General features: G+C 49.1%; 21 protein-coding genes. All 21 read left to right on the forward strand.

Translation table 11 applies throughout. The features are described from left to right. The first annotated feature begins 121 nt into the window (after positions 1–121). The 21 genes from DWZ61_RS01685 (at position 122) to DWZ61_RS01785 (ending at position 24,401) form a co-directional block, all read left to right on the forward strand. Positions 122–1,201 (forward strand): DUF4349 domain-containing protein, encoded by a 1,080-nt coding sequence (locus tag DWZ61_RS01685; RefSeq protein WP_118537215.1) that lies wholly within the window; start codon positions 122–124, stop codon positions 1,199–1,201. A gap of 79 nt (positions 1,202–1,280) precedes the next feature. After that, positions 1,281–2,198 carry a GTPase Era gene (gene era / locus DWZ61_RS01690; RefSeq protein WP_022313376.1) on the forward strand — a complete coding sequence of 306 codons (918 nt, stop codon included), beginning with the start codon at positions 1,281–1,283 and terminating at the stop codon, positions 2,196–2,198. A gap of 68 nt (positions 2,199–2,266) precedes the next feature. Then, positions 2,267–2,464: a hypothetical protein gene (locus DWZ61_RS01695; protein WP_118503323.1), complete on the forward strand. Its 198-nt coding sequence runs from the start codon at positions 2,267–2,269 to the stop codon at positions 2,462–2,464. Further along, positions 2,443–3,093, forward strand: coding sequence for a DNA repair protein RecO (gene recO / locus DWZ61_RS01700; RefSeq protein ID WP_022313378.1), 651 nt, complete (start codon positions 2,443–2,445; stop codon positions 3,091–3,093). The genes DWZ61_RS01695 and recO overlap by 22 nt, the downstream gene beginning before the upstream one ends. Positions 3,094–3,131: 38 nt before the next feature. Further along, positions 3,132–3,764, forward strand: a complete 633-nt coding sequence (locus DWZ61_RS01705) for a hypothetical protein (RefSeq protein ID WP_118537217.1) — start codon at positions 3,132–3,134, stop codon at positions 3,762–3,764. Positions 3,765–3,810: 46 nt separating this feature from the next. Next, positions 3,811–5,199: a glycine--tRNA ligase gene (locus DWZ61_RS01710; RefSeq protein ID WP_118537218.1), complete on the forward strand. Its 1,389-nt coding sequence runs from the start codon at positions 3,811–3,813 to the stop codon at positions 5,197–5,199. Positions 5,200–5,294: 95 nt separating this feature from the next. After that, entirely contained in the window at positions 5,295–8,384 is a 3,090-nt protein-coding gene (locus DWZ61_RS01715) for a tetratricopeptide repeat protein (protein WP_118537219.1), read from the forward strand. Between the two features lie 29 nt (positions 8,385–8,413). Continuing rightward, entirely contained in the window at positions 8,414–10,099 is a 1,686-nt protein-coding gene (locus DWZ61_RS01720) for a molecular chaperone HscC (protein WP_118537220.1), read from the forward strand. A gap of 97 nt (positions 10,100–10,196) precedes the next feature. After that, positions 10,197–12,851, forward strand: coding sequence for an alanine--tRNA ligase (gene alaS / locus DWZ61_RS01725; RefSeq protein ID WP_118537221.1), 2,655 nt, complete (start codon positions 10,197–10,199; stop codon positions 12,849–12,851). Next, entirely contained in the window at positions 12,851–14,221 is a 1,371-nt protein-coding gene (locus DWZ61_RS01730; protein WP_118537222.1) for a sodium-dependent transporter, read from the forward strand. The genes alaS and DWZ61_RS01730 overlap by 1 nt, the downstream gene beginning before the upstream one ends. A gap of 305 nt (positions 14,222–14,526) precedes the next feature. Further along, on the forward strand, positions 14,527–14,703 hold the full coding sequence (gene rpsU / locus DWZ61_RS01735; protein WP_016290398.1) for a 30S ribosomal protein S21: 177 nt from the start codon (positions 14,527–14,529) through the stop codon (positions 14,701–14,703). A gap of 59 nt (positions 14,704–14,762) precedes the next feature. Beyond that, complete coding sequence (locus DWZ61_RS01740) at positions 14,763–15,353, forward strand: putative ABC transporter permease (RefSeq protein WP_117464953.1); 591 nt, start codon at positions 14,763–14,765, stop codon at positions 15,351–15,353. An 85-nt stretch (positions 15,354–15,438) separates the two neighbouring features. Further along, complete coding sequence (locus DWZ61_RS01745) at positions 15,439–16,617, forward strand: D-alanyl-D-alanine carboxypeptidase family protein (protein ID WP_118537223.1); 1,179 nt, start codon at positions 15,439–15,441, stop codon at positions 16,615–16,617. Between the two features lie 55 nt (positions 16,618–16,672). Continuing rightward, positions 16,673–17,575, forward strand: a complete 903-nt coding sequence (locus tag DWZ61_RS01750) for a metallophosphoesterase (protein WP_022313387.1) — start codon at positions 16,673–16,675, stop codon at positions 17,573–17,575. Positions 17,576–17,587: 12 nt separating this feature from the next. Then, on the forward strand, positions 17,588–18,331 hold the full coding sequence (locus DWZ61_RS01755) for a segregation/condensation protein A (protein ID WP_022313388.1): 744 nt from the start codon (positions 17,588–17,590) through the stop codon (positions 18,329–18,331). A 19-nt stretch (positions 18,332–18,350) separates the two neighbouring features. Beyond that, positions 18,351–18,920: an SMC-Scp complex subunit ScpB gene (gene scpB / locus DWZ61_RS01760; RefSeq protein ID WP_022313389.1), complete on the forward strand. Its 570-nt coding sequence runs from the start codon at positions 18,351–18,353 to the stop codon at positions 18,918–18,920. 68 nt (positions 18,921–18,988) lie between these two features. Further along, positions 18,989–20,359: a D-alanyl-D-alanine carboxypeptidase family protein gene (locus tag DWZ61_RS01765; RefSeq protein ID WP_182426964.1), complete on the forward strand. Its 1,371-nt coding sequence runs from the start codon at positions 18,989–18,991 to the stop codon at positions 20,357–20,359. 214 nt (positions 20,360–20,573) lie between these two features. Next, on the forward strand, positions 20,574–22,007 hold the full coding sequence (locus tag DWZ61_RS01770; protein ID WP_117464956.1) for a carboxyl transferase domain-containing protein: 1,434 nt from the start codon (positions 20,574–20,576) through the stop codon (positions 22,005–22,007). A gap of 17 nt (positions 22,008–22,024) precedes the next feature. Then, complete coding sequence (locus DWZ61_RS01775) at positions 22,025–22,810, forward strand: OadG family protein (RefSeq protein ID WP_118537225.1); 786 nt, start codon at positions 22,025–22,027, stop codon at positions 22,808–22,810. Between the two features lie 27 nt (positions 22,811–22,837). Further along, entirely contained in the window at positions 22,838–23,209 is a 372-nt protein-coding gene (locus DWZ61_RS01780) for a biotin/lipoyl-containing protein (RefSeq protein ID WP_118537226.1), read from the forward strand. Between the two features lie 40 nt (positions 23,210–23,249). After that, a complete protein-coding gene (locus tag DWZ61_RS01785; RefSeq protein ID WP_118537227.1) occupies positions 23,250–24,401 on the forward strand; it encodes a sodium ion-translocating decarboxylase subunit beta in 1,152 nt (383 codons plus the stop codon). Positions 24,402–24,465 lie beyond the last annotated feature (64 nt).

A 24,465-nucleotide genomic window follows, 5' to 3' on the forward strand; every position in this document is an offset into this window, starting at 1 on the left:
AAGATCAAATAAATAAAGAACTTTTGTGATATTATTTCGTTTATAGAGGTGAACAATAAAAAGTCAACAGCAGGCGGATCCGACAGGCTGTCAGGATGCCGTCCGCAGAACGGAGAGGGTTATGAAAAAACGAAATTTTGAAACAAAGATCATTACAGGGTTGCTCACTGCCGGCATGATATTATCGCTGACCGCCTGCGGCAGCTCATCGAACGGCAGTTACGGAATCAGTGATCTCATGGATGCGGATTATGCTGTTGCTTCCAAGGAGGCAGCTGCACCGGAGGCGTCCGCTTATGAAGATGGATTTGGCATGACAGAAGGGTACGATTCCGCAGGAAATGCTCAGGACACAAGTACTACAGTGCCTGAGGAGACTGCAGCCACAGCAGACCGGAAACTGATCAAGACCGTGAATATGGATGTCGAGACCAGGGAGTATGATAAGCTGTTAAGCGCGGTAGAGAATAAAGTAACAGAGCTCGGCGGCTATATCGAAAGTCTGGATGCCTATAACGGCAGTACATATTATAGTTATCGTTCTACAAGGAATGCCAATCTGACCATCCGCATCCCGAAGGACAGACTGGAGGAGTTCCAAAATACGGTCTCAGAGCTGGGCAATGTGACCAGTCGTTCGGAGAATGTACAGGATGTGACACTGACCTATGTGGATCTGCAAAGTCACAGGGATGCCCTGCAGACGGAACAGGAGAGACTGTTGCAGCTGCTGGAACAGGCGGAGAGCATCGAAGACATCATTACCATCGAACAGCGCCTGTCCGATGTGAGATACCAGCTGGAAAGTATGGAATCCCAGTTGAGAAGTTATGATAATCAGGTTGACTACAGCACCGTATACCTCTATATTGATGAAGTAGAGGTCTATACTCCGGTAGAGGAAGAGACCACATGGGAACGTATTTCTGCAGGCTTTATGGACAGCTTAAAGAGTATCGGCGAGGGTATTAAGGAAGCAGCCATCTGGTTCGTGATCCATATCCCCTATCTGGTGATCTGGGCCATCGTGATCGTGATCATTGTACTGATCCTGAAAAAGATCAGGAAGCGCACGAAGCGGATCCGGGCGGAGGAAAAGAAAAAATTCGCCGAAGAGGAAGCAAGAATGCAGAAGACTTTGCAGAACACGGCAGAGAATACAGCAGAGAATACGGTAGCCACACAAAACAGCAATGAGTGAGAATCTATAAGATAAGCCGGACGGACCGGCGGCTGACAGAAAAGTGTCAGGGAAAAAGACAAGAACAGGAGAAATGATAATGAACGAAAATCCGGCATACAAATCCGGCTTTGCCACACTGATCGGACGTCCCAACGTAGGAAAGTCCACACTGATGAACCGACTGATCGGACAGAAGATTGCCATTACATCCAACAAACCCCAGACCACCCGTAACCGTATCCAGACGGTGCTGACACTGGACGAGGGACAGATCGTATTTCTGGACACTCCCGGTATTCATAAGGCGAAAAACAAGCTGGGCGATTACATGGTCAATGTTGCGGAGCATACATTGAACGACGTGGATGTGATCCTGTGGCTGGTGGAGCCCACGAACTTTATCGGTGCCGGAGAACGTCATATTATTGAGCAGCTGAAGAAGACCAAGACTCCCGTGATTCTGGTGATCAACAAGACGGATACCGTGAAAAAGGAAGAGATCCTGGCGTTCATCGATACCTATCGCAAAGAACTGGATTTCCAGGAGATCGTTCCGGTGTCCGCACTGAAGGGAGACAACACGGATGTGCTGATCCAGTGTATTTTAAAATATCTGCCTTACGGCCCGGCATTTTATGATGAAGATACCATCACCGACCAGCCCATGCGTCAGATCGTGGCGGAGCTGATCCGTGAAAAGGCTCTGAGACTTTTGTCCGAAGAAATTCCTCATGGTATTGCCGTGACGGTGGAAAGCATGAAGGAGAGAGGCCGGATCTGTGACATCGAGGCCACGATCATCTGTGAGAGAGATTCCCACAAGGGTATCATTATCGGCAAAGGCGGACAAATGCTGAAAAAGATCGGCTCCCAGGCCCGCCCGGAGATCGAGGATATGCTGGAAATGAAGGTCAATCTGCAGCTTTGGGTGAAGGTGAAGAAGGACTGGAGAGACAGCGACATCTTATTGAAAAACTTCGGATATAATCCGAAAGACATTGAGATGGGCGAATAGAAAAACGAAATTTGCAGACCCTATTTTTACAGAGGATAATACACTGATAGAAGAGGGGGATGCGTAAGATGCAATTCACGAATTACTGGCAGCAATTTGAACATACCGGCAGAGTGGAGGATTACCTGAAATACCTGCAGAGCGCGGAAAAGGAGAAACCTTTGGCTGGTGCGGAATGTAAAAGCCCCCTGGTGGATTGCAGAGCGGAGGGGCGTACAGACCTGTCCGCAGGGGAGGTTGGATCATGCAGGAATCCCTGTATGTAACGGGAATTGTATTAAAACAGACACCTTTCGGTGAATATGACAGGCGCGTATGCCTGCTTACCAGAGAAAAAGGGAAGATCACTGCTTTTGCCAGAGGGGCCAGAAAGCCCGGTAACCGGCTGGCTGCAGCGACCAACCCTTTTGCTTTTGGCTCTTTTCGTCTGTATGAAGGACGGAACTCTTATACGATATCGGAAGCAGAGATCCGGAACTATTTTCCGGAACTGATGACGGACTACGTGGGGGCATGCTACGGTATGTATTTCGCGGAAGTGGCGGATTTTTACTGCCGGGAGAACAACGATGAGAAAGAAATGATGAAACTGGTCTACCAGTCGCTGCGGGCTTTGTGTGCACCGGCACTTCCCAATGAACTGGTGCGCAGTATTTTTGAACTGAAGGCCATCGTTGTCAACGGAGAATATCCGGGAGTACCGGAGGAGCGCAAACTGGAAGAATCCACACGGTATGCACTGAATTACATAGCGGAGAGTTCTGTGGAAAAGTTATATACCTTTACCGTATCGGACAAGGTTCTTGCAGAACTTTCACAGATCGCGTCGGAATATCGGAAGCGTTTCATGGACAGGTCGTTCAAAAGTCTTGAAATACTGAAAACTCTATGTTAAAATCGGTTATGGCTGATGCCAAAAAAGGAGACTCATTTATGAGGCAGAATAGAATAAAAAAGTTTCTTACGGCAGGATTGTCGGGGCTTTTGATACTGTCCCTCACAGGCTGCGGTCAGGCGGCAAAGCTTCCCGAGACTGTAGAGAATACCTCTCTGGTGGTGGAGAAGGACGGCAAAGTGACCTCTTATCTGGTGAATACTTTTGACAAAGACTTCTACAATCTGGACGGTCTTACACAGATGGTGGAGGAAGAGGCTGAGGAATTCAATGCCACACATACAGAGGCTACAGAGAATCCCATGAATGTGAAAACGGTGCAGGTTTTGGGAGACGGAGCCATGGTGCAGGTGGTACAGGAGTTCGCCGATACGGACAGTTATGCCGAGTACAACGAACAGGACCTGTTCTACGGGACCAGAGTGGAAGCGCTGGCACAGGGACTCACGGTGAATCGGGAATTTGTAAACGCAGCGGACGGCACTCCGGCGGATTCTGAGAAGCTGGACAAGGCGTTGGAAAAGAATCATCTGATCATTACAAATGCAAGCGCATATATTTATTGTCCCTACCCGGTGCTGTATCTCAGTGAGGGAGTTGTCATGGGAGAGGACGGTTATGTGGATGCGTCACAGTCCGACGGTGTCGTTACGATACTGATGAAAAAGTAAGTTATACAGCAATACAAATATAGAGCAAGAAAGGTTTGGTACTGACATGGAAAAAACAATGGAGAAGATCGTAGCCCTGGCGAAGGCAAGAGGTTTTGTATATCCCGGTTCCGAGATTTACGGAGGCCTGGCAAATACCTGGGATTACGGTAACCTTGGCGTAGAGCTGAAGAACAATGTGAAAAAGGCATGGTGGCAGAAGTTTATTCAGGAGAGCCCCTATAATGTAGGTGTGGACTGTGCGATCCTGATGAATCCCCAGACATGGGTAGCCAGCGGACATCTGGGCGGTTTCTCCGATCCTCTGATGGATTGTAAGGAATGTCATGAGCGTTTCCGTGCGGATAAGCTGATCGAGGATTTCTGTGAGGAGAACGGTATTGCCATCGAAGGCAGTGTAGACGGCTGGAGCCAGGAAGAGATGAAGAATTTCATCGAAGAGCATAATGTTCCCTGCCCTACCTGCGGCAAGCATAACTTTACCGATATCCGTCAGTTCAACCTGATGTTTAAGACCTTCCAGGGTGTTACCGAGGATGCCAAGAACACCGTTTACTTAAGACCCGAGACTGCACAGGGTATTTTCGTTAACTTCAAAAATGTACAGAGAACTTCCCGTAAGAAGATTCCTTTCGGTATCGGACAGATTGGTAAGTCTTTCCGTAATGAGATCACACCCGGTAACTTCACTTTCCGTACCAGAGAGTTCGAGCAGATGGAGCTGGAGTTCTTCTGCGAGCCCGGCACCGATATGGAGTGGTTCCAGTACTGGAGAGGCTTCTGCCGTGACTGGCTGCTGTCTCTTGGCATCAAGGAAGACGAGATGAGACTTCGTGATCACTCTCCTGAGGAACTGTGCTTCTACAGTAAGGGAACTACCGATATCGAGTTCCTGTTCCCCTTCGGTTGGGGCGAACTGTGGGGTATCGCGGACAGAACCGATTACGATCTGACCCAGCATGCCAATACCTCCGGCGAGGATATGACATACTTCGATGATGAGAAGAAGGAGAAGTATATCCCTTACGTTATCGAGCCTTCTCTGGGTGCGGACAGAGTTGTTCTGGCTTTCCTGTGCGCAGCTTACGATGAGGAAGAGTTAGACGGCGGAGATATGCGTACCGTGCTTCGTTTCCATCCGGCACTGGCACCCGTGAAGATCGGTGTACTGCCTCTGTCCAAGAAGCTGAACGAAGGTGCAGAGAAGATTTATGCAGAGCTTTCCAAGAAGTATAACTGTGAATTTGACGACAGAGGAAATATCGGTAAGAGATATCGTCGTCAGGATGAGATCGGTACTCCTTTCTGCGTAACTTATGACTTTGACTCTGAGACAGACGGTTGCGTTACCGTACGTTTCCGTGATTCCATGGAGCAGGAGCGTGTTGCTATCAAAGATCTGGATGCTTACTTTGCAGATAAGTTTACATTCTAAGATCACTATTCAGGAGCAGAAAGATTTTTCTGCTCCTTTTCAATATCTTTTTCTATTGGTACGAAAACTTTGATACTTACAGTGGAGGGGACAGCGTGGAACCGATCGAAGTGTTTCAGATTCTGGGAATCGAACAGACAAAAGACGAAAGGGCACTGAAGAATGCCTATCGTGACAAGCTGACGGTAACGAATCCGGAGGATGATCCGGAAGGCTTCAAGCGACTGCGGATGGCTTATGAGGAGGCCTGCCGCTATGCCGGAACGCCGGATGCAGAAGAGAACGAGGAGGCGGAACCGACGCTGGAGGACGATACTCCGGCTGGACAGTGGGTACGTGGTGTTCGGAAGGTCTATGAGAATATTACGGACCGTTGTGATGTGGAAAAATGGAAAGCGCTTTTTGAGGCGGATGACTTTCTTTCTCTGGAGGAAGAGGAAAACTGCACCACTTATCTGCTTCGTTTTCTGATGGAACATTATAAGCTGCCGACCGCAATCTGGAAGCTTCTGGATGAGAAAATCCACATTGTACAGAATGCGGGGGCCTTCAGAGAGCGCTTTCCGGCACAGTTTGTAATCTATATGGTACATAAGTGCGAATCCGGGGAAGAAGTGGATTTTTCCGAGTTCCGTGGTGCGGAAGATGCGGATTACGATCAGTTTCTGCAATATTATGACAGAGCTTATCAGGCACTGCAGGAGAGAAAATTACAGGAAGCGGAGCAGATGATCGGATGTGGGGATGCTCTGGGGATTACCCACCCTGTTATGGAGATCTGCCGTGCGTCCCTCTATGAAGAAAAGGGACAGACCGCAGAAGCCATTACTTTGTTAAAGAAACTGTCTGCAAGATATCCGGAGGATGATCTGATCGCTTACAATACGGCGGAAATACTGTGGAGAAATGAAGGGCGCGTAGAAGCGTCTGCTATTTATGAGAGTCTTCGGGAGAAGCTGCCGAAACACTACATGGCGAACCTGCGCCTGACGGACTGGTATTATGAGCAGGGGAACTATAAAGAGGCAAAAAAATGTGCGGAAGAGATTCTTTCCGTAGGCGGAGACAACACATTTCTGGAGACACTGCAGAAGATCAACACCGAACTGGAACGGGAAATGAAACGGGAATATGCGCAGAACCATGATCCCGGTCTGGGACTGGATCTGGGCTGGTGTTATCTGCAGGATGGCAGGACCGATCTGGGAATCCGCACGGTCAGGGAGCTGGAAGCAAAAGTTCCTGCGGACAGGCGTGAGGAATATCTGGGACTTATGACAAAACTGCTGGCAGAAGCGGCAGAATATGAGAAGGCAATTTCCACGGCAGCCCAATGGGAAGAAAGCCTGGAGAAAAAGATCCTCCGGGATACGGATGCCGAAGAGGAGGAAAAAGACAGAGACCGGATCCGACAGTCACATATGATCCGGATGCAGTGCTATCGGGCTTATGGCTATGTACAGCCGGAAAAATTCGCCGAAGCCATTGCGGAAGCGGAAAAAGCCGAGACCGGAACACCGAAGGATATCGGTATGCTGATCGAAAAGGCACAGATCTATGTGGAGATGGAAGAGTATGAACGCTGTGCGGAGATATCCCAGATACTGATCGGGGATTATCAGGTTTACACTGCATATGCCAACGAACTGGAAGCGGCGAAGAGGCAGTGGAATGCAGCAGGGGTGATCCAGAACGGCAGAGCCTGTTTAAATTATTTTCCAACCTATGTCAAGGCCTATGAAATGATGGCAAAGGTGTACATGGATCTGACACATCCTGAGGAACTGAAGGAACTGTTACAACAGGCGAAGGATAATAATGTCAAAAGTGTGATCCTGGATGCCTATGAATGGCAGCTGACCAATACGGGGCTTCCCCAGGAACAGATGAACGACGCCATAGATAAATTCCGGAAGAAATATCTGAGCAAACTGGAAGCGGGCAAGACCATATTTTACCGGAGAGGACTTCCGATCATTACGGAATATCTGTATGCCTACCCTTGTGAATTTTTACTGGTGGAGCGGGGAGATTTTCATAATGCGGCAGGCTGTCTGGAGGCGGCAAAAGCGGATTATGAAAAGGCGCTTTCCACGAACCCGGCCAATCCTTTTGCCTGGAAGGGACTGGCACGGATCCACAGATGCCGCGGCAAATACGATGAAGCCATGATCTGCCTGAGAAAATGTGTATTTTTCTATGAAAAGAGCGGAACACAGAATCATGCCTGGCCGGAACTGATTGCGGAACAGGCAGAAATTTATTTTTTGCTGGGCAATACGGAAATGGCGGAACAGTTTTACCGGAGATACCGTGAGATGACGGGAAGTGCCGGAGATCGGGACCGGAACCGTATGAGGGATTTCGCCAGATGTCTGGCCTGCAATGACAAGACTACGGAGGGATTAAAAGTTCTGGAGAAGGCATTCGTCAATGTACTGGATGCGGCAGGAGAAAAGCTGGATCTGTGTGTCTGGTGCGGGGAAAAGACGATCGCCGGAAATATTCTGACATCGTGGCCGGAGAAGATCGAACTGCTTGGGAAAAATACCGGGAATACCCAGGAGTATTTCGAAGATTACTTTTTCCATCTGGGATGGTATGGGCTGATCTGTGGTTCCGGAAAGGTGGCCATCGAGAATATGGATAAGGCACTGATCTTCCATAAGGAGGATCTCAGCAAAAAGGATGACATTGCGGACCTGATCCTGGCATGCATCCTGTACGGAGATAAGAAGAAAGGTGCTGACTATGCACAGGCGCTGAAAGCCTGTATGGAAAGAGAAGATAAAAGCGGCAAGGATGTGTATCTGAAATATCCGAAGCTTCGGATCGTACACGAATATCTGGCGGGATATTATACGGCCACCGATGAGGAACAGGATACGCTCCTGCAACTGGACAAAGACTGTTCCTTCTGCCATGGCTGTGTACATCCCGTCTGCGAGGAACTGGAGATGGTACGGATACTGCAGATGCTGAAAAAGGGCCGGGAGAAAGAAGCACTGGAGCGTCTGAAAGAGCAGATGCAGGAACATCCCGGAATGGGATTGCAGGCCATCTGGCACCGGTATCATTCGGAACAGGTGACGAAGGATACGGATCCTGCCGTAGCCGCTTTTCACAAGGAAAAGCCGCAGCCGGAGAAACGGGGATTCTGGCAGAGGCTGTTCGGGAAGAAGTAAAAAATTAAAATGAAGAGAGAAGAAAACATATGATAGTCGGAATCGATTTGGGAACCACCAACAGTCTGGTGGCAGTATTTACGGAGGAAGGACCTGTGATCATCCCCAACCGTCTGGGAAAACATCTGACCCCCTCTGTGGTCAGCGTGGATGAGAACGGCAATGTCTATGTGGGGGAGACGGCACAGGAACGCAGAAACCTCTATCCCGACAGTGTGGCGCAGGCATTTAAGCGCAGCATGGGAACGGATCGCACTTATGACCTGTCCGGCAAAAAGTTCCGTCCAGAAGAATTGTCCAGCATGATCCTGCGTTATCTGAAAGAAGATGCGGAAGCCTATCTGGGGGAAGAAGTCACAGAGGCCGTGATCAGTGTACCGGCCTATTTTGACGACAAGAGAAGAAAAGCCACCAAGCGGGCCGGAGAACTGGCCGGGCTGAAGGTGGAGCGTATGATCTCGGAGCCTACCGCAGCGGCGGTGGCCTACGGCCTGTACGAAAAAGAAAAAGACACCAGATTTCTGGTATTTGACCTGGGCGGCGGAACTTTTGATGTCTCCATTCTGGAGCTGTATCACAATATTCTGGAGGTGCGGGCGGTAGCCGGAGACAATTATCTTGGCGGTGAAGATTTTACGGAAGTGATGTCGAAACTTTTTCTGCAAAAGACAGGACTGCATTATAAGGATCTGTCGGAGAAAGAACAGGTGCGTCTCTATAAAAAGGCAGAAGAAGCCAAGCGGGGAATCAGTGATCAGACTGCGGTGACCATGGAACTTATGCTGGGTGAAGAGAACAAAACGGCAGAGATCACCTTAAAAGAATATGAGGAAGAGTGCGAAGAACTGCTAATGAAGATCAGGGAACCGGTGAAGAAGAGTCTGGCGGATGCAGGACTGAAGCTGTCGGACATCGATGAGGTATTGCTGATCGGCGGAGCCACCAGACTGTCGGTGGTCAGGGATTTCCTGATCAGGCTGTTCCGCAAATTCCCGGATACAAGACTGAACCCGGACGAAGCCGTGGCACTGGGCGCGGCGATCCAGGCGGCCATGAAGGAACGCCGGGCGGAGGTAAAGGAAGTCATTCTGACGGATGTATGCTCCTTTACATTGGGAACGGAAGTCGTGGTGGAATACGAGGAAGGCAAATTTGAAGACGGCCGTTTCTGTCCCATCATTGAGCGCAACACCGTGATCCCCGCCAGTCATACGGAGCGGTTGTACACTGTCAGAGACAATCAGGACAAGGTGCGCGTCCGGGTACTGCAGGGAGAGAGCCGTTTCGCCAGAAATAATCTGTTTCTGGGAGAACTGAACATTGATGTTCCCAAGGGGCCCAGAGGCAGTGAAGCCGTGGATGTGACTTACACCTATGACATCAATTCCCTGCTGGAAGTGGAAGTCAAGGTGGTATCCACCGGACTGACCCAGAAAATGATCATCAAGGGACAGGACAACCAGATGACGGATGATGAGATCCAGAAGCGAATGGAAGAATTGTCCTACCTGAAGATCCAGCCCAGAGACCTGGAGGAGAACCGTCTGGTGCTTCTCAGAGCGGAGCGGATGTATGAGGAAGCACTGGGAGACCGGAGAAAAGAACTGGATCGTTATATCACTGTTTTCGAGGCTGCATTGAAAAAGGGCAAAAAAGAGGAGATCGAGGAGGCCAGAGAGGCATTGAACGAGATCCTGGAAGACGAGGATGAGTGATGTTTTATCCTTGACGCGGCGAAATGATAACATTATAATGTAGAAATGTAGGTTTATTTTCCGAAAGGTGTAATTTTTAGACAAGGAGACCGAGAGAATGAGACAATTCACTTCTGATGAGCTGAGAAAAGCTTGGAAACAATTTTATATAGACCGTGGCCATGTGGATGTGGGAGCAGTATCCCTGGTATCTGATGGATCCACCGGTGTTATGTTCAACGTAGCGGGCATGCAGCCTCTGATGCCTTATCTGCTGGGACAGAAGCATCCTCTGGGTACCAGACTCTGCAATGTGCAGGGCTGCGTTCGTACCAACGATATCGATTCCGTAGGTGACAAGAGCCATGTGACTTTCTTCGAGATGATGGGAAGCTGGAGCCTGGGAGATTATTTCAAGAAAGAGCGTTGCCAGTGGAGTTTCGAACTACTGACCCAGGTGTTCGGATTTGATGCGGATCATCTGGCTGCTACTGTATTTGCCGGTGACGAGAATGCACCCAGAGATGAGGAAGGCGCACACTACCGTATCGCTTCCGGTTTCAAGAAGGAGAATGTATATTATCTGCCTGCCGATGACAACTGGTGGGGACTGGAATACGGCCCCTGCGGTCCCGACAGTGAGATGTTCTATATCGCTGACAGACCGGATTGCGGACCGAACTGCGGCCCCGGCTGTGACTGTGGCAAATACACCGAGCTGGGTAATGATGTATTCATGCAGTATGAGAAGCATCATGACGGTCATCTGACTCCTTTAAAGCAGAAGAACGTAGATACCGGCTGGGGACTGGAGCGTATTCTGGCATTCTTAAACGGTACCAGAGATGTATACCAGACAGACCTGTTTTCTCCGGTGATCGCTTACATTGAAGAGGTTTCCGGTGTGAAATACAATGCGGATGAGAAGCTGACCAGATCCATGCGTATTCTGGCAGACCATCTGCGTACCGGAGTGATGCTGATCGGTGATGAGGCGAAGCTGCTTCCCTCCAATACCGGTGCCGGCTATATTCTCCGTCGTCTGATCCGTCGTGCAGTAAGACACGGACGTACTTTAAACATGACCACAGAGCAGCTGCTGCACATTGCCGCTATATATATTGATGAGATCTATGCAGAAAGCTATCCTCTGATGAAGAAGAACCGCGAATTCATCTTAAGCGAGCTGCAGAAAGAGATCGCCCGCTTCGAGAGCACTCTGGAGAACGGCATGAAGGAGCTGCACAAGATTCTGGAGCAGAAGAGAAGTGAAGGTAAAAAGCAGATCGACGGCAAGTCCGCATTCTACTTATACGATACCTTCGGATTCCCTCTGGAGCTGACTGTAGAGCTGGCACAGGAAGAGAATCTGACCGTAGATGAGGAAGGCTTTGCCGCTGCCATGGAAGAGCAGAAGCAGAAGGCAAGAGAAGGACAGAACTTCTCCCAGAAGCTTACCACTGCAGCAGGTGTATTCGATGGACTGGATGACAAGATCACCAGTGAATTTGTAGGTTATGATAAACTGACCGCAGAAGGAAAGGTAGTAGCACTGGCCACCGAGACTGAACTGGTAAACACCTTAAAGATAGGTGAGACCGGTACACTGATCACCGATGTGACTCCGTTCTATGCTACCATGGGCGGACAGAAGGGTGACTTTGGTGTGATCCGCACCGAAAACGGTACTTTTGAAGTGACTGAGACCGTGAAGATCGCAGGCGGACGCATCGGACATGTGGGTAAGGTCGTATCCGGAACAGTTACTGTGGGAGACAAGGCAGAGCTGGCAGTGAATACCGACAACAGAAAGAGCGTATGTAAGAACCATTCTGCAACCCATCTGTTACAGAAGGCACTGCAGATCGTACTGGGTGATCATGTAGAACAGCAGGGTTCTTACCAGGACGGCGCAAGAACCCGTTTTGACTTCAGCCACGGACAGGCTATGACTGCGGAAGAGCTCGCTAAGGTAGAGGCTCTGGTCAATGAGAAGATCGCAGAGGATATTGCAGTCGTTACCGATGTCATGAACATCGAAGATGCGAAGAAGAGCGGAGCTATGGCTCTGTTCGGAGAAAAATACGGCGATACTGTCCGCGTGGTATCCATGGGAGACTTCTCGAAGGAACTGTGTGGTGGTACTCATGTAAAGCATACCGGTGAGATCGGTTACTTCAAGATCCTGTCCGAGAGCGGTGTCGCTGCCGGCGTCAGAAGAATCGAAGCACTGACCGGTGCCAACGTGATGGCATACTATCAGGCTATGGAAGAGAACTTCAATAAGGCAGCCGCAGCCGCAAAGGCAGCTCCGGCAGCCCTGACCGAGAAGATCCAGCATATGCAGGCAGAACTGAAGGCTCTGAATGCTGAGAACGAGTCCCTGAAAGCCAAGATGGCACAGTCCGCACTGGGCAATGTCATGGATCAGGCAGTGGAAGTCAAGGGAACAAAGCTTCTGGCAACCAGCGTAGACGGTGTGGATATGAATGGCTTGCGAGACCTGGGTGACCAGCTCAAGGATAAGCTTGGTGAAGGCGTTGTCGTACTGCTCTCTGCACAGGATGGCAAGGTCAATATGATCGCCATGGCAACAGACGGTGCTGTAAAGGCCGGTGCCCATGCAGGCAACCTGATCAAGGGAATTGCCGCACTGGTTGGCGGTGGCGGCGGCGGGCGTCCGAACATGGCGCAGGCCGGCGGTAAGAATCCCGCAGGCATTCCCGCAGCGATCGCGGAAGCGTCCAAAGTACTGGAGGGTCAGCTCGCATAATGGAACGAGAGAATCTGAAATCCCGTTTAGGCTTTATACTGCTGTCTGCCGGCTGTGCCATTGGTATCGGCAATGTATGGAAGTTCCCGTACATGGCCGGCCAGGGCGGCGGTGGCGCATTTGTATTGTTTTATCTGATTTTCCTGGTGATCCTTGGTCTGCCGATTATGACCATGGAGTTCGCTGTAGGAAGAGCAAGTAAGAAAAGTCCCGTAAAGGCTTACCAGGCACTGGAGAAGCCGGGACAGAAGTGGCATATCCACGGGTATTTCACGCTGGCAGGCTGTTATCTGTTAATGATGTTCTATACTACCGTAGCAGGCTGGATGTTACACTATTTTTATATGACGGCTACCGGTAAACTTTCCGGTCTTTCCGCAGATGCGGTAGCGGATCAGTTTACCCGGATGCTGGCAGATCCAGGGGTCATGATGTTCTGGATGGTACTGGTGGTAGTCATCGGTGTCGTCATATGTGCCGGTGGCCTGCAGAACGGTCTGGAGCGTGTGACGAAAGTCATGATGATCGCACTGCTTGCCATCATGGTAGTACTTGCCATCAACAGCTTCTTCATGGAGGGAGCAAAGGAAGGTCTGAAGTTCTATCTGGTACCTGATTTTGGACGTATGCAGGAGGTTGGTGTGGTATCTACACTGGTAGGTGCCATGAATCAGGCATTCTTTACCTTAAGTCTTGGCATTGGTGCCATGGCGATCTTCGGAAGCTACATCGGCAAGGATCATTCCCTGATGGGTGAGTCCGTCAGAGTTGTGGTACTGGATACTTTCGTGGCAATTACCGCAGGACTGATCATTTTCCCCGCCTGCTTTACCTATGGGGTGGATCAGACTTCCGGGCCCAGCCTGATCTTTATTACTTTGCCGAATATTTTCGCAAATATGCCTTACGGCCGCCTGTGGGGAAGCTTGTTCTTCCTGTTCATGGCGTTCGCAGCTCTGTCTACAGTACTGGCAGTATTTGAAAATATCATCTGCTGTGGTATGGAACTGACCGGTGCCAGCCGTAAGAAATCTTCCCTGGTGAACCTGTTCCTGATCATCGTACTGTCCGTACCTTGCGTACTGGGCTACAATGTATGGAGCTGGGACGGCTTCTCCATCTTCGGCGGAGCAGTACTGGATTTCGAAGATTTCCTGGTAAGTAATCTGTTCCTGCCGTTAGGATCTCTGGTATATCTGTTGTTCTGTGTGACCAGATACGGCTGGGGATGGGAGAACTATAAGACAGAAGTAAATACCGGCAAAGGCTTAAAAGTCCACGACTGGATGCGCGGTTATCTGACCTATGGACTGCCCCTGATCGTGATCTTTATTTTCCTGTTTGGAATTTATGATAAGTTTTTTAAATAAGATTTTGTTAAAGCCAGTAGCTCGCATGAGAATAAGAACCGCAGACCCGCTTTCGCTTCGGACGCTTAACCGTAACGGTACGTAAGCGAGGAAAATACCCTCGCTAAGTACCGACGGTTGCTTAGAGTCTGCTTGTCCTTATTTTCATGCGGGCTACGGAGACTATAATATAATAAAAAATTAAAAAAGTAGTTGACGAATGTATTTTTTATGCTATAATATCAAATGTGTGTAGAACAACTGCGCATTAGAATAACCCAGTCAGTCATGTTACTTGAAGGGACTGAAGGGAGGTCGGGTGTAAGATGTCAAACGTAATCGTAAAAGAGAACGAGACTTTAGATAGCGCTTTACGTCGTTTCAAGAGAAGCTGCGCTAAGGCTGGTATCCAGCAGGAGATTCGTAAGAGAGAGCATTACGAGAAGCCTAGCGTAAAACGTAAGAAGAAGTCTGAAGCAGCAAGAAAACGTAAATATAACTAATGCAAAACAACAGTCCTCGGCGTAATCACCGGGGACTTTGTACTTATGAGGGAAACAAAATGTGGAATTATGAAATACTGGGAACAGATATCTATCATCTGTTAGCAGCGTTTGTATTGTACAGTATTCTTGGCTGGGCATTGGAATCTACCTATATGTCTTTCTGCAATCACAAGCTGACCAACCGTGGCTTCGGCAAGGGCCCTTTTTGCCCGATCTACGGTTTCGGCGGAGTGCTGGGATATCTGATTTTAAGTCCCCTGCGCGGGAAACTGGTAAAGCTGTATTTTCTTGGAGCCATTCTGGCCACCACTTTTGAATATCTGGTGGGAATCGGTATGATCCGTTTCCTCGGAGAACTCTGGTGGGATTATAACAACAAGCCCTTCAATTACCGTGGTATCATCTGCCTGGAAAGTACTGTTGCCTGGGGCTTTTATGCAATAGGAATCGTACAGTTCGTTCACGATGCCATGTATCACATTATTGACAGAGTACAGATCCAGGTGGGCATCCGTTTGATTCAGGTAATTCTGGCGATTGTAGCTGTGGATTATGTGGTCCAGCTGATCAAAGTATTTCACATCGATGTGCGCAGCAAGGGTGAAGCCCTGAAGGAACGCTGTCAGGCACTGATCACCAGACTGTAGTGTTTCGGACGGTTGGATTACAGGTATATACAAGGCCATACGACCATATCTTTTAGAAGAAAGGATAAGGGAGTGTGGCTTTTTTATGCAAAAAAACAGGAAAAGGATTTTCACATGGATCTTACTTTTTACGGTCAGCATACAGGTATTCTGGTGGGACGGGATCAGTGTATCTGCGGAGCCGGCGGCAATCGAAGCTCCCAGTGCCGTGCTTCTGGAGAGCTCTACCGGGAAAGTGATCTTTGAACAGAATGCCAGAGAGCGCAGAAGTCCCGCCAGTATTACCAAGATCATGACATTGCTATTGACATTCGAGGCATTGGATCAGGGGAAGATAAAACTGGAGGATCCGGTGACCGTCAGTGCTTACGCCAGTTCCATGGGAGGCTCCCAGGTATTCCTGGCGGAGAACGAGGTACAGACCATGGAGACCATGATCAAATGTATTGCTGTAGCTTCTGGCAACGATGCCAGTGTGGCGGTGGCAGAATACATAGCGGGGGGTGAAGAGGCTTTCGTGGATCAGATGAATCAAAAGGCGGCAGAACTGGGAATGGCGGATACACATTTCGAGGATTGTTGCGGACTGACGGATTCCGACGGACACTATACGACAGCCATGGATGTGGCCATTATGTCCAGAGAGCTTACGGTGAAATATCCCCAGGTCTTTGAATATACCGGTATCTGGATGGAAGACATCACCCATGAGACCAGACAGGGCAGCTCTACATTTACCCTGAACAGTACCAACAAGCTGTTGAAACAGTACCAGTGGGCTACGGGACTGAAGACCGGATCCACCTCCAAGGCTAAATTCTGCCTGTCTGCCACTGCCACGAAGGATGGTATTGACCTGATTGCCGTGGTCATGGGAGCCCCAGACTACAAGGCACGTTTTAAGGATGCTCAGACACTGTTAAGTTACGGTTTCAATGTCAGTGACCTGTATCTGGATGAGAATACGGATGTATTGGAGGACCTTCGGATAGAAGGTGGCGTGGAAGATACGGTACCTGTCAGATACCAGAGCGAATTCCGGTATCTGGATACGGAAGGCAATTCGCTGGACGGAGTGAAGAAAACCATAGAGTTACCGGAGGAGGCACAGGCGCCTGTCGCAAAGGGGGCAGAGGCAGGCAGAGCGGTCTATCTGTTGAACGGAGTGGAGATCGGAAGCGTTCCGATCCTGTATGAAAATGATGTGGCGAAAGCGGTATACAAGGACTACCTCTTTAAAATAATGGAATTTTATCTTTTGTAAGCCCGAAAAATATGTTATACTATAGAACATATTGGCAATTAACTGGAAATAGACCATGGGGGCAAAGAATTTGGATGTGGTGATTACCGTGATCGCAGTGATCCTGGTGGTTCTTGTATGGATAATGCTGTACGACAGCAATCGTTTTGTGGTACGGCATTATTTCCTGCGGGATCAGAGAATCAAAAAGCCTGTTAAGGCAGTGGTTCTGGCGGATCTGCACAATAAGAGATACGGAAAAGAAAATGAGCGCCTGCTGCAGGCCATTGATGAGATAAGGCCGGACATGATCCTGATCGCCGGAGATATTCTGACGGCAAAGCCGAAGGCAAGTCTGGAGACGGCGGTGGACCTGCTTACGAAGCTTGCCGGGAAATATCCGATCTACTACGGCAACGGCAATCATGAACACCGTTTGAAACTGTACCCGGAGAACTACGGAGATATGGCGGAGCGGTACGAGGAGGCCCTGCAGAAGATCGGAATCCGGAGGCTGGTGAATGAACATACCGTTCTGGAAGAATCCGGGATCTGCATTTACGGATCGGAGATCGACAAGCTGTATTACAAGCGCTTCGGGATCCAGCCCATGGATCCGGAGTATCTGAAAAGTCTGTTGGGACAACCTTCCGCAGAAAAGTATACGATCCTGATCGCCCACAATCCGGATTATTTTCCGAAATACGCGGACTGGGGAGCAGATCTGGTGCTGGCCGGCCATGTCCACGGCGGTATGGTGAGAGTCCCCATCTGGGGAAAAGGCGTGGTGTCTCCCAATGTGAGACTTTTTCCAAAATATGATGGCGGAGAGTTCACACTGGGGAAAACCAGAATGCTGCTCAGCAGAGGACTGGGAATGCATACGATTCCGATCCGGCTGTTCAATCCTGGAGAGGTCCTGGAAGTGGATCTGCTGCCGGGGGGAGAAGAGGCCGGTGGGAGCGATGAGGGGAAATAGGAGTTTTATTACATGGCAATATCTGTAAAACTGGAAGCATTTGAAGGTCCTCTGGATCTGTTGCTTCATTTGATCGAGAAAAACAAAATAGACATCTATGATATTCCTATTGTGGAGATCACGGCCCAGTATCTGGATTACATCAGGCAGATGCAACGGGAAGATATGAACGTCATGAGTGAATTCCTGGTAATGGCGGCAACACTGATCGATATCAAGTGCAAAATGCTGCTGCCCAAGGAAGTGAACGAGGACGGCGAGGAAGAGGATCCCAGAGCGGAGCTGGTACAGAAGCTGTTGGAATACAAGATGTACAAATATATGTCCTTCGAACTCAGAGACCGGCAGGTGGATGCTGCCAGAAATATGTACAGAGAACAGAGACTTCCGAAGGAAGTGGAAGCCTACAGACAGCCCATCGATTACGAAGAGCTGATCGGCGATATGAACTTGAACAAGCTTCATGAAATATTCAAATCTATTGTGAAGAAACAGGAGGACAAGATCGACCCTGTCCGCAGCCAGTATGGCAATATCGAAAAGGACGAGGTGGATATGGACATCAAGATGCTGTATGTGGAAGCTTATGCCAGAGAACATAAGACCTTCAGTTTCCGAAAGCTTCTGGAGAAGCAGAACAGCAAAATGGAGGTCATCGTTACTTTCCTGATCATTCTGGAGCTGATGAAGACCGGCAAGATCAACATCAGTCAGGAAAATATATTCGATGATATTATGATTACATCTAACGTTTAAGATACAGTGAGGTCGGAACATGGAACGCAGTAAAGCAGAAGCAGTAATAGAAGCCATCCTTTTTACCATGGGGGATTCCGTGGAGATCAGCAGACTTGCGGAAGTGATCGAAGAGGATGTGAAGACCACAAAATCCATTTTAAAAGATATGGCGGCGAGGTATGAGGAAGAGAACCGTGGCATCGGACTGACACAGTTCGACAATTCGGTACAGCTGTGTACCAAGTCGGATATGTATGAATACCTGATCAAGATCGCCAAGACTCCCCGAAAGATGACATTGACGGATACGGTTCTGGAGACCCTGTCCATCATTGCCTATAAGCAGCCGGTAACAAGACTGGAGATCGAGAGAGTCAGAGGGGTCAGCTGCGATCATGCCATCAATAAGCTGTTGGAATACGATCTGATCACGGAGTTAGGGCGGCTGGATGCTCCCGGAAGACCTCTGCTGTTCGGCACAACGGAACAGTTCCTTCGCTGCTTTGGTGTGAAGAGCCTGGAGGAACTGCCGGAACTGAACCCGGTGCAGGTGGAGGAATTCAAACAGCAGGCGGAGCAGGAAGTACAGCTCACATTAAACATATAATAGAATAGGACAAAGAATCAGCCTCATAATAATCATAGTAATAGGGGACTCTTTTGGGAGTGATGATTATGCGAGGCTTTTTTTGTGCCCTTTTCGCCGGAATTCTGTGTCTGGAAAGTATAGGCGGATTCTGTCGGCAGGGGTATGTCAGCGAGGGAATCCGGGAACAGGCTACGCACCTTTTTCATGAAACAGCGGAAAAGGAAGCCGGGCAGCTGCAGGAGGATTTGCACCTGTATGCACAGGCGGCGGTGCTTCTGGATGCCGACTCCGGGCGGGTACTATATGGAAAAAATGAAGAGACTCCCATGGCAATGGCCAGCACCACCAAGATCATGACCTGCATTCTGGTGCTGGAAAATGCAAAGGTGGAGGAAGAGGTCAGTATTTCCGCCTATGCAGCCACTATGCCCAAGGTAAAGCTCTATGTGAAAAAGGGGGAGCATTATACGGTAAGAGAACTGCTGTTTTCCCTGATGCTGGAAAGCCATAATGATGCTGCTGCGGCACTGGCGGAATATATCGGCGGAAAGCTTCTGGGTGAGACGAAAGAGGCTTCGGAGCATACTACAGAAGAGAGTAAGGCAGCATTACATAGATTTGCACAGGCGATGAATGAAAAGGCGGTGGAGATCGGCTGCGAGGATACCTGGTTTATCACTCCCAACGGGCTGGATGCCACAGAGACATTGACATTACCTGACGGGAGTATTCTGGAAAAGGAGCACCATACCACAGCAAAGGATCTGGCCTGTATTTTACGGTACTGTATCAGAGAGTCTTCCCAGAGAGATCTGTTCCGGGAGATCACCCGGACACAGGAGTATTGTTTCACGGAAAACGGACGCTCCTTTCAGTGCCACAACCACAATGCCTTTTTGCAGATGATGGACGGAGCTTTTACCGGCAAGACCGGATTTACGAACAAGGCGGGGTACTGCTATGTGGGAGCACTGGAACGGGATGGAAAATGTATGATTGTGGCACTTCTGGCCTGTGGGTGGCCGAATCATAAGACCTATAAATGGAGTGACAGCAGAGAGTTGTTTGGATATGGACTGGAAAATTTTGTTTACCGGAGGTTCGGAGAGGAAGAATTTTCCGGACGGGAACAGTACCTTATGCCGATCCCGGTGACGGAGGCACAGGATGAGGAATTGACAGGAGAAGTGCAGCTGGCGGTGGAACTGGATCCGGAGGCGGAAGGATCGGAAGGCCTGCTTATGCGCGCAGACGAGAAAGTGGAGATTCTCTACCGGAAAGAGAAAGAACTGAAGGCACCGGTAAAGGAAGGAACGACGGTGGGAGAAATCTGTTATCTGGTGGATGGCGAAATCTGGCGCAGGGAGCGGCTGTATGCTGCTTGGACAGTGGAGGCCGTGGATCTTTCCTGGTGCGGCAGACAGATCCTGAAACGTTTTCTGGTAGCATTCCCGTAGGGATTGCAGAAAAATGGAATGGAAAAAATGACGGGGAAATTGTTCAAAATGAGGTACAATATATAAAAAATGTAAAAATCTGCAATTCGTTCTTTGCGAGTTGCAGATTTTATGTTATACTACAGACTGTTAATCATGGGGGCATTTGTGCTTCTATATTAATAAACGTTTTCTATTATATTTTATTATATTATCAACGGAGGGCTGAAAACATATGAGTACTACTTCAAAAGCGAGTCAAAGAATAGCAGCTTTACTCGATGACAACAGTTTCGTTGAAATCGGCGGACTTGTAACCGCAAGAGCTACGGATTTCAATCTGAAACCCAATGAAACTCCTTCTGACGGTTGTATTACCGGCTACGGAGTGATCAATGGTAATCTTGTATATGTATATAGCCAGGACGCTTCCGTACTGAACGGAACCATCGGCGAGATGCATGCAAAGAAGATCACCAATCTCTACGATCTGGCTATGAAGACCGGAGCACCTGTAATCGGACTGATCGAATCTGCAGGTTTAAGACTGCAGGAAGCAACCGATGCACTGGCTGCATTTGGTGAGATCTATTTAAAGCAGACCATGGCTTCCGGCGTGATCCCTCAGATCACTGCTGTATTCGGAACCTGTGGCGGTGGCTTAGGACTGTTCCCTACCATGACCGATTTCACTTTCATGGAAGAGAAGAATGCCAAGCTGTTCGTAAATGCTCCTAACGCTCTGGACGGTAATGTGATCACCAAGTGTGATTCTTCTTCCGCTAAATTCCAGGCAGAAGAGAGCGGTATTGTTGACGTGGTAGCTGACGAAGCAACCATTCTGGAGAAGGTAAGAGAGCTGGTAAGCTTCCTGCCTGCCAACAACGAGGATGATGCAAGTTTCTTAGAGGATTGCACTGATGATCTGAACCGTGTAAATCCTGAGATCGCAGGCTGCGTCGGCGACACATCCGTTGCTCTGTCCATTCTGGCAGATGACAACAACTTCTTCGAGGTGAAGGCCGGATATGCCAAGAACATGGTAACCGGTTTCTTACGTCTGGATGGCGTTACCGTTGGTGCGGTAGCTAACCGTTCCGAAATCTGCGACGAAGAAGGCAAGGTAGCAGAGAAGCTGGATGCAGTTCTGACTGCAGAGGGCTGTGAGAAGGCTGCTGAGTTCGTAAACTTCTGTGATGCTTTCGGCATTCCTGTACTGACCCTGACCAATGTAAAGGGTTACGAAGCAACTCTGGCTTCCGAGAAGGCTATCGCAAAGGCTGCTGCAAAGCTGACCTACGCATTTGCCAACGCTACCGTTCCCAAGGTGAACGTTGTGATCGGCAAGGCTCTGGGAACCGCTTATGTGGTAATGAACTCCAAGGCAATCGGTGCGGATATCACCATGGCATGGCCGGATGCACAGATTGGTGCTATGGACGGCAAGCTGGCTGCCAAGATCATGTATGATGGCCAGGGCGCTGATGTGATTAATGAAAAGGCTGCTGAGTACGAAGCACTTACTCTGAATGTAACCAGCGCAGCCAAGAGAGGATATGTGGACCAGATCGTAAATGCTGCTGATACCAGAAAATATGTGATCGGCGCATTCGAGATGCTATTCACCAAGAGTGAAGACCGTCCTGCCAAGAAACACGGAACTGTATAAGAAAGGGTGATTGTAAAATGAAGAAATTTTTAAGCTTAGTATGTATGATTACCTGCATCTTTGGTTTGACCGCGTGCGGCAGTGAGGAGACCTATACGGATTATGAGCAGCGCAAGATGGACACTGCAATCCAGATAGCTACCCAGTATGTGATTCCTTCTCTGGAGAATTTTGAAGACGAAGCTGCACTGGAGAGCTTCTCTGAGTATACCGCTGATGAAGTGGCATATATGGTACAGGAAAATGTAGGTATCACCGTTGATGGTTATGCATACAAAACTGCTATCGAGTCCTTCAACTCCGCTAAAAAGTCCATTGGCGGCATTACCGCAGTCGGTGATGCAGAAGCTGCCATCGATGATGATCAGATCATTGTACATGTAGATGTGACCGGTGCCAAACAGAATGCACAGGCAGAAGTGATCTTCACCAACGATATGTTCCTGAGCATGGAGTCTGCAGCGCTGAACCCCGTGGAGTCCATGGGTGGCCTGATGACCAAAGCTGCACTGAACACTCTGATCGGTATGGGAACTGTATTCGTAATGCTGATCATGATCTCACTGATCATTTCCCTGTTCAACTTCATTCCGAAGATCCAGGCTGCATTCAGCAAGAAGGATAAGGAGGAAGAAGCAAAGAACGCAGGTATTGATAAGGCTGTAACTCAGATCGTTGCACAGGAAGAACCCGAGGCAGATGACACTGAGCTGGTCGCTGTTATTGCAGCTGCGATCGCAGCAAGCGAAGGTGCGGCAAGCACTGACGGATTTGTAGTTCGTTCTATCCGCAAAGTAAGATAATCGTAAAAACGTTAGGAGGATATTAAAATGAAAAATTATACCATTACCGTAAATGGCAACGTATATGATGTAGTAGTAGAAGAGGGCGCATCTACCGGAGCACCCGTAGCAGCAAAGGCTCCCGCAGCTCCCAAGGCAGCACCCAAGGCTCCCGCAGCAGCTTCCAAGGCAAGCGGCGCAGCAGGCAGCATCAAGGTTGAGGCCGGTGCAGCTGGTAAAATCTTCAAGGTAGAGGCAAGTGTTGGACAGGCTGTTAAGAAGGGTGATGCTGTCATCATTCTGGAAGCTATGAAGATGGAGATCCCTGTAGTAGCTCCCGAAGACGGCACTGTAGCAAGCATTGACGTTGCAGTTGGTGATACTGTTGAGGCTGGTGCAGTTCTGGCAACTCTGAACTAGGCTTTTTACATCAGCTCTATAAACAACAGGAGGTCATCAAATGGAATATATAGCTAGTACGCTTAACAACCTGATTCATCAGACAGCGTTTTTTAACCTGACCTGGGGAAACTATGTCATGATTCTGGTTGCATGCTTTTTCCTTTATTTAGCTATCCGTCATGAGTTCGAGCCTTTGCTCTTACTCCCGATAGCGTTCGGTATGCTGTTGGTAAACATTTATCCCGATATCATGCTGCACCCTGAAAATGCAGCAAACGGTGCCGGCGGCTTACTGTATTATTTCTACAAGCTGGATGAACTGGCAATCCTGCCTTCCCTGATCTTCATGGGTGTAGGTGCCATGACAGACTTTGGTCCTCTGATTGCGAACCCCAAGAGCTTCCTTCTGGGAGCTGCTGCGCAGTTTGGTATCTTCGCAGCATACTTCGGAGCAATCTGGCTGGGATTCAACGACAAGGCAGCTGCAGCAATCTCCATCATCGGTGGTGCTGACGGCCCTACCTCCATCTTCCTTGCTGGTAGGCTGGGACAGACGGCGATCCTGGGACCTATCGCAGTGGCAGCATATTCTTACATGTCACTGGTTCCCATTATCCAGCCCCCTATTATGAAGCTTCTCACTACTGAGAAAGAGAGAAAGATCAAGATGGGTCAGCTTCGTCCCGTATCCAAGCTGGAGAAGATCCTGTTCCCCATCGTTGTTACCATCGTTGTATGTCTGATCCTTCCCACCACAGCTCCTCTGGTAGGTATGCTGATGCTGGGTAACCTGTTCCGTGAGTCCGGTGTTGTTCGTCAGCTGACTGAGACAGCATCCAATGCTCTGATGTACATCGTAGTTATTCTGCTGGGTACTTCCGTAGGTGCTACCACCAGCGCAGAAGCATTCCTGAATGCAGATACCTTGAAGATCGTAGCTCTTGGTCTGATCGCATTCATGTTCGGTACCGCCGCAGGTGTTCTGTTTGGTAAACTGATGTGTGTATTTTCCGGTGGTAAGATCAATCCTTTGATCGGTTCCGCAGGTGTATCCGCAGTTCCTATGGCAGCACGTGTATCCCAGAAGGTTGGTGCAGAATCCGATCCTACCAACTTCCTGCTCATGCATGCTATGGGTCCTAACGTAGCAGGCGTTATCGGTACTGCCGTAGCAGCCGGTACATTCATGGCTATCTTCGGTGTATTTTAAAGCGAATGCCCAAGATGTATTTCGCGCAAAGCGCGATGAAATAAGTCCGAAGGACTTAGAATAA

This window comes from Clostridium sp. AF34-10BH, assembly GCF_003478095.1.
In the GTDB taxonomy this organism is placed as follows: Bacteria; Bacillota; Clostridia; order Lachnospirales; family Lachnospiraceae; genus Acetatifactor; species Acetatifactor acetigignens.

What these genes read in the sequence shown, in the direction of transcription:
- DWZ61_RS01685 (WP_118537215.1), top strand. Translation starts at nt 122, where the DNA reads ATGAAAAAACGAAATTTTGAAACAAAGATCATTACAGGGTTGCTCACT.
- era (WP_022313376.1), top strand. Translation starts at nt 1,281, where the DNA reads ATGAACGAAAATCCGGCATACAAATCCGGCTTTGCCACACTGATCGGA.
- DWZ61_RS01695 (WP_118503323.1), top strand. Translation starts at nt 2,267, where the DNA reads ATGCAATTCACGAATTACTGGCAGCAATTTGAACATACCGGCAGAGTG.
- recO (WP_022313378.1), top strand. Translation starts at nt 2,443, where the DNA reads ATGCAGGAATCCCTGTATGTAACGGGAATTGTATTAAAACAGACACCT.
- DWZ61_RS01705 (WP_118537217.1), top strand. Translation starts at nt 3,132, where the DNA reads ATGAGGCAGAATAGAATAAAAAAGTTTCTTACGGCAGGATTGTCGGGG.
- DWZ61_RS01710 (WP_118537218.1), top strand. Translation starts at nt 3,811, where the DNA reads ATGGAAAAAACAATGGAGAAGATCGTAGCCCTGGCGAAGGCAAGAGGT.
- DWZ61_RS01720 (WP_118537220.1), top strand. Translation starts at nt 8,414, where the DNA reads ATGATAGTCGGAATCGATTTGGGAACCACCAACAGTCTGGTGGCAGTA.
- alaS (WP_118537221.1), top strand. Translation starts at nt 10,197, where the DNA reads ATGAGACAATTCACTTCTGATGAGCTGAGAAAAGCTTGGAAACAATTT.
- DWZ61_RS01730 (WP_118537222.1), top strand. Translation starts at nt 12,851, where the DNA reads ATGGAACGAGAGAATCTGAAATCCCGTTTAGGCTTTATACTGCTGTCT.
- rpsU (WP_016290398.1), top strand. Translation starts at nt 14,527, where the DNA reads ATGTCAAACGTAATCGTAAAAGAGAACGAGACTTTAGATAGCGCTTTA.
- DWZ61_RS01740 (WP_117464953.1), top strand. Translation starts at nt 14,763, where the DNA reads ATGTGGAATTATGAAATACTGGGAACAGATATCTATCATCTGTTAGCA.
- DWZ61_RS01745 (WP_118537223.1), top strand. Translation starts at nt 15,439, where the DNA reads ATGCAAAAAAACAGGAAAAGGATTTTCACATGGATCTTACTTTTTACG.
- DWZ61_RS01750 (WP_022313387.1), top strand. Translation starts at nt 16,673, where the DNA reads ATGGGGGCAAAGAATTTGGATGTGGTGATTACCGTGATCGCAGTGATC.
- DWZ61_RS01755 (WP_022313388.1), top strand. Translation starts at nt 17,588, where the DNA reads ATGGCAATATCTGTAAAACTGGAAGCATTTGAAGGTCCTCTGGATCTG.
- scpB (WP_022313389.1), top strand. Translation starts at nt 18,351, where the DNA reads ATGGAACGCAGTAAAGCAGAAGCAGTAATAGAAGCCATCCTTTTTACC.
- DWZ61_RS01765 (WP_182426964.1), top strand. Translation starts at nt 18,989, where the DNA reads ATGCGAGGCTTTTTTTGTGCCCTTTTCGCCGGAATTCTGTGTCTGGAA.
- DWZ61_RS01770 (WP_117464956.1), top strand. Translation starts at nt 20,574, where the DNA reads ATGAGTACTACTTCAAAAGCGAGTCAAAGAATAGCAGCTTTACTCGAT.
- DWZ61_RS01775 (WP_118537225.1), top strand. Translation starts at nt 22,025, where the DNA reads ATGAAGAAATTTTTAAGCTTAGTATGTATGATTACCTGCATCTTTGGT.
- DWZ61_RS01780 (WP_118537226.1), top strand. Translation starts at nt 22,838, where the DNA reads ATGAAAAATTATACCATTACCGTAAATGGCAACGTATATGATGTAGTA.
- DWZ61_RS01785 (WP_118537227.1), top strand. Translation starts at nt 23,250, where the DNA reads ATGGAATATATAGCTAGTACGCTTAACAACCTGATTCATCAGACAGCG.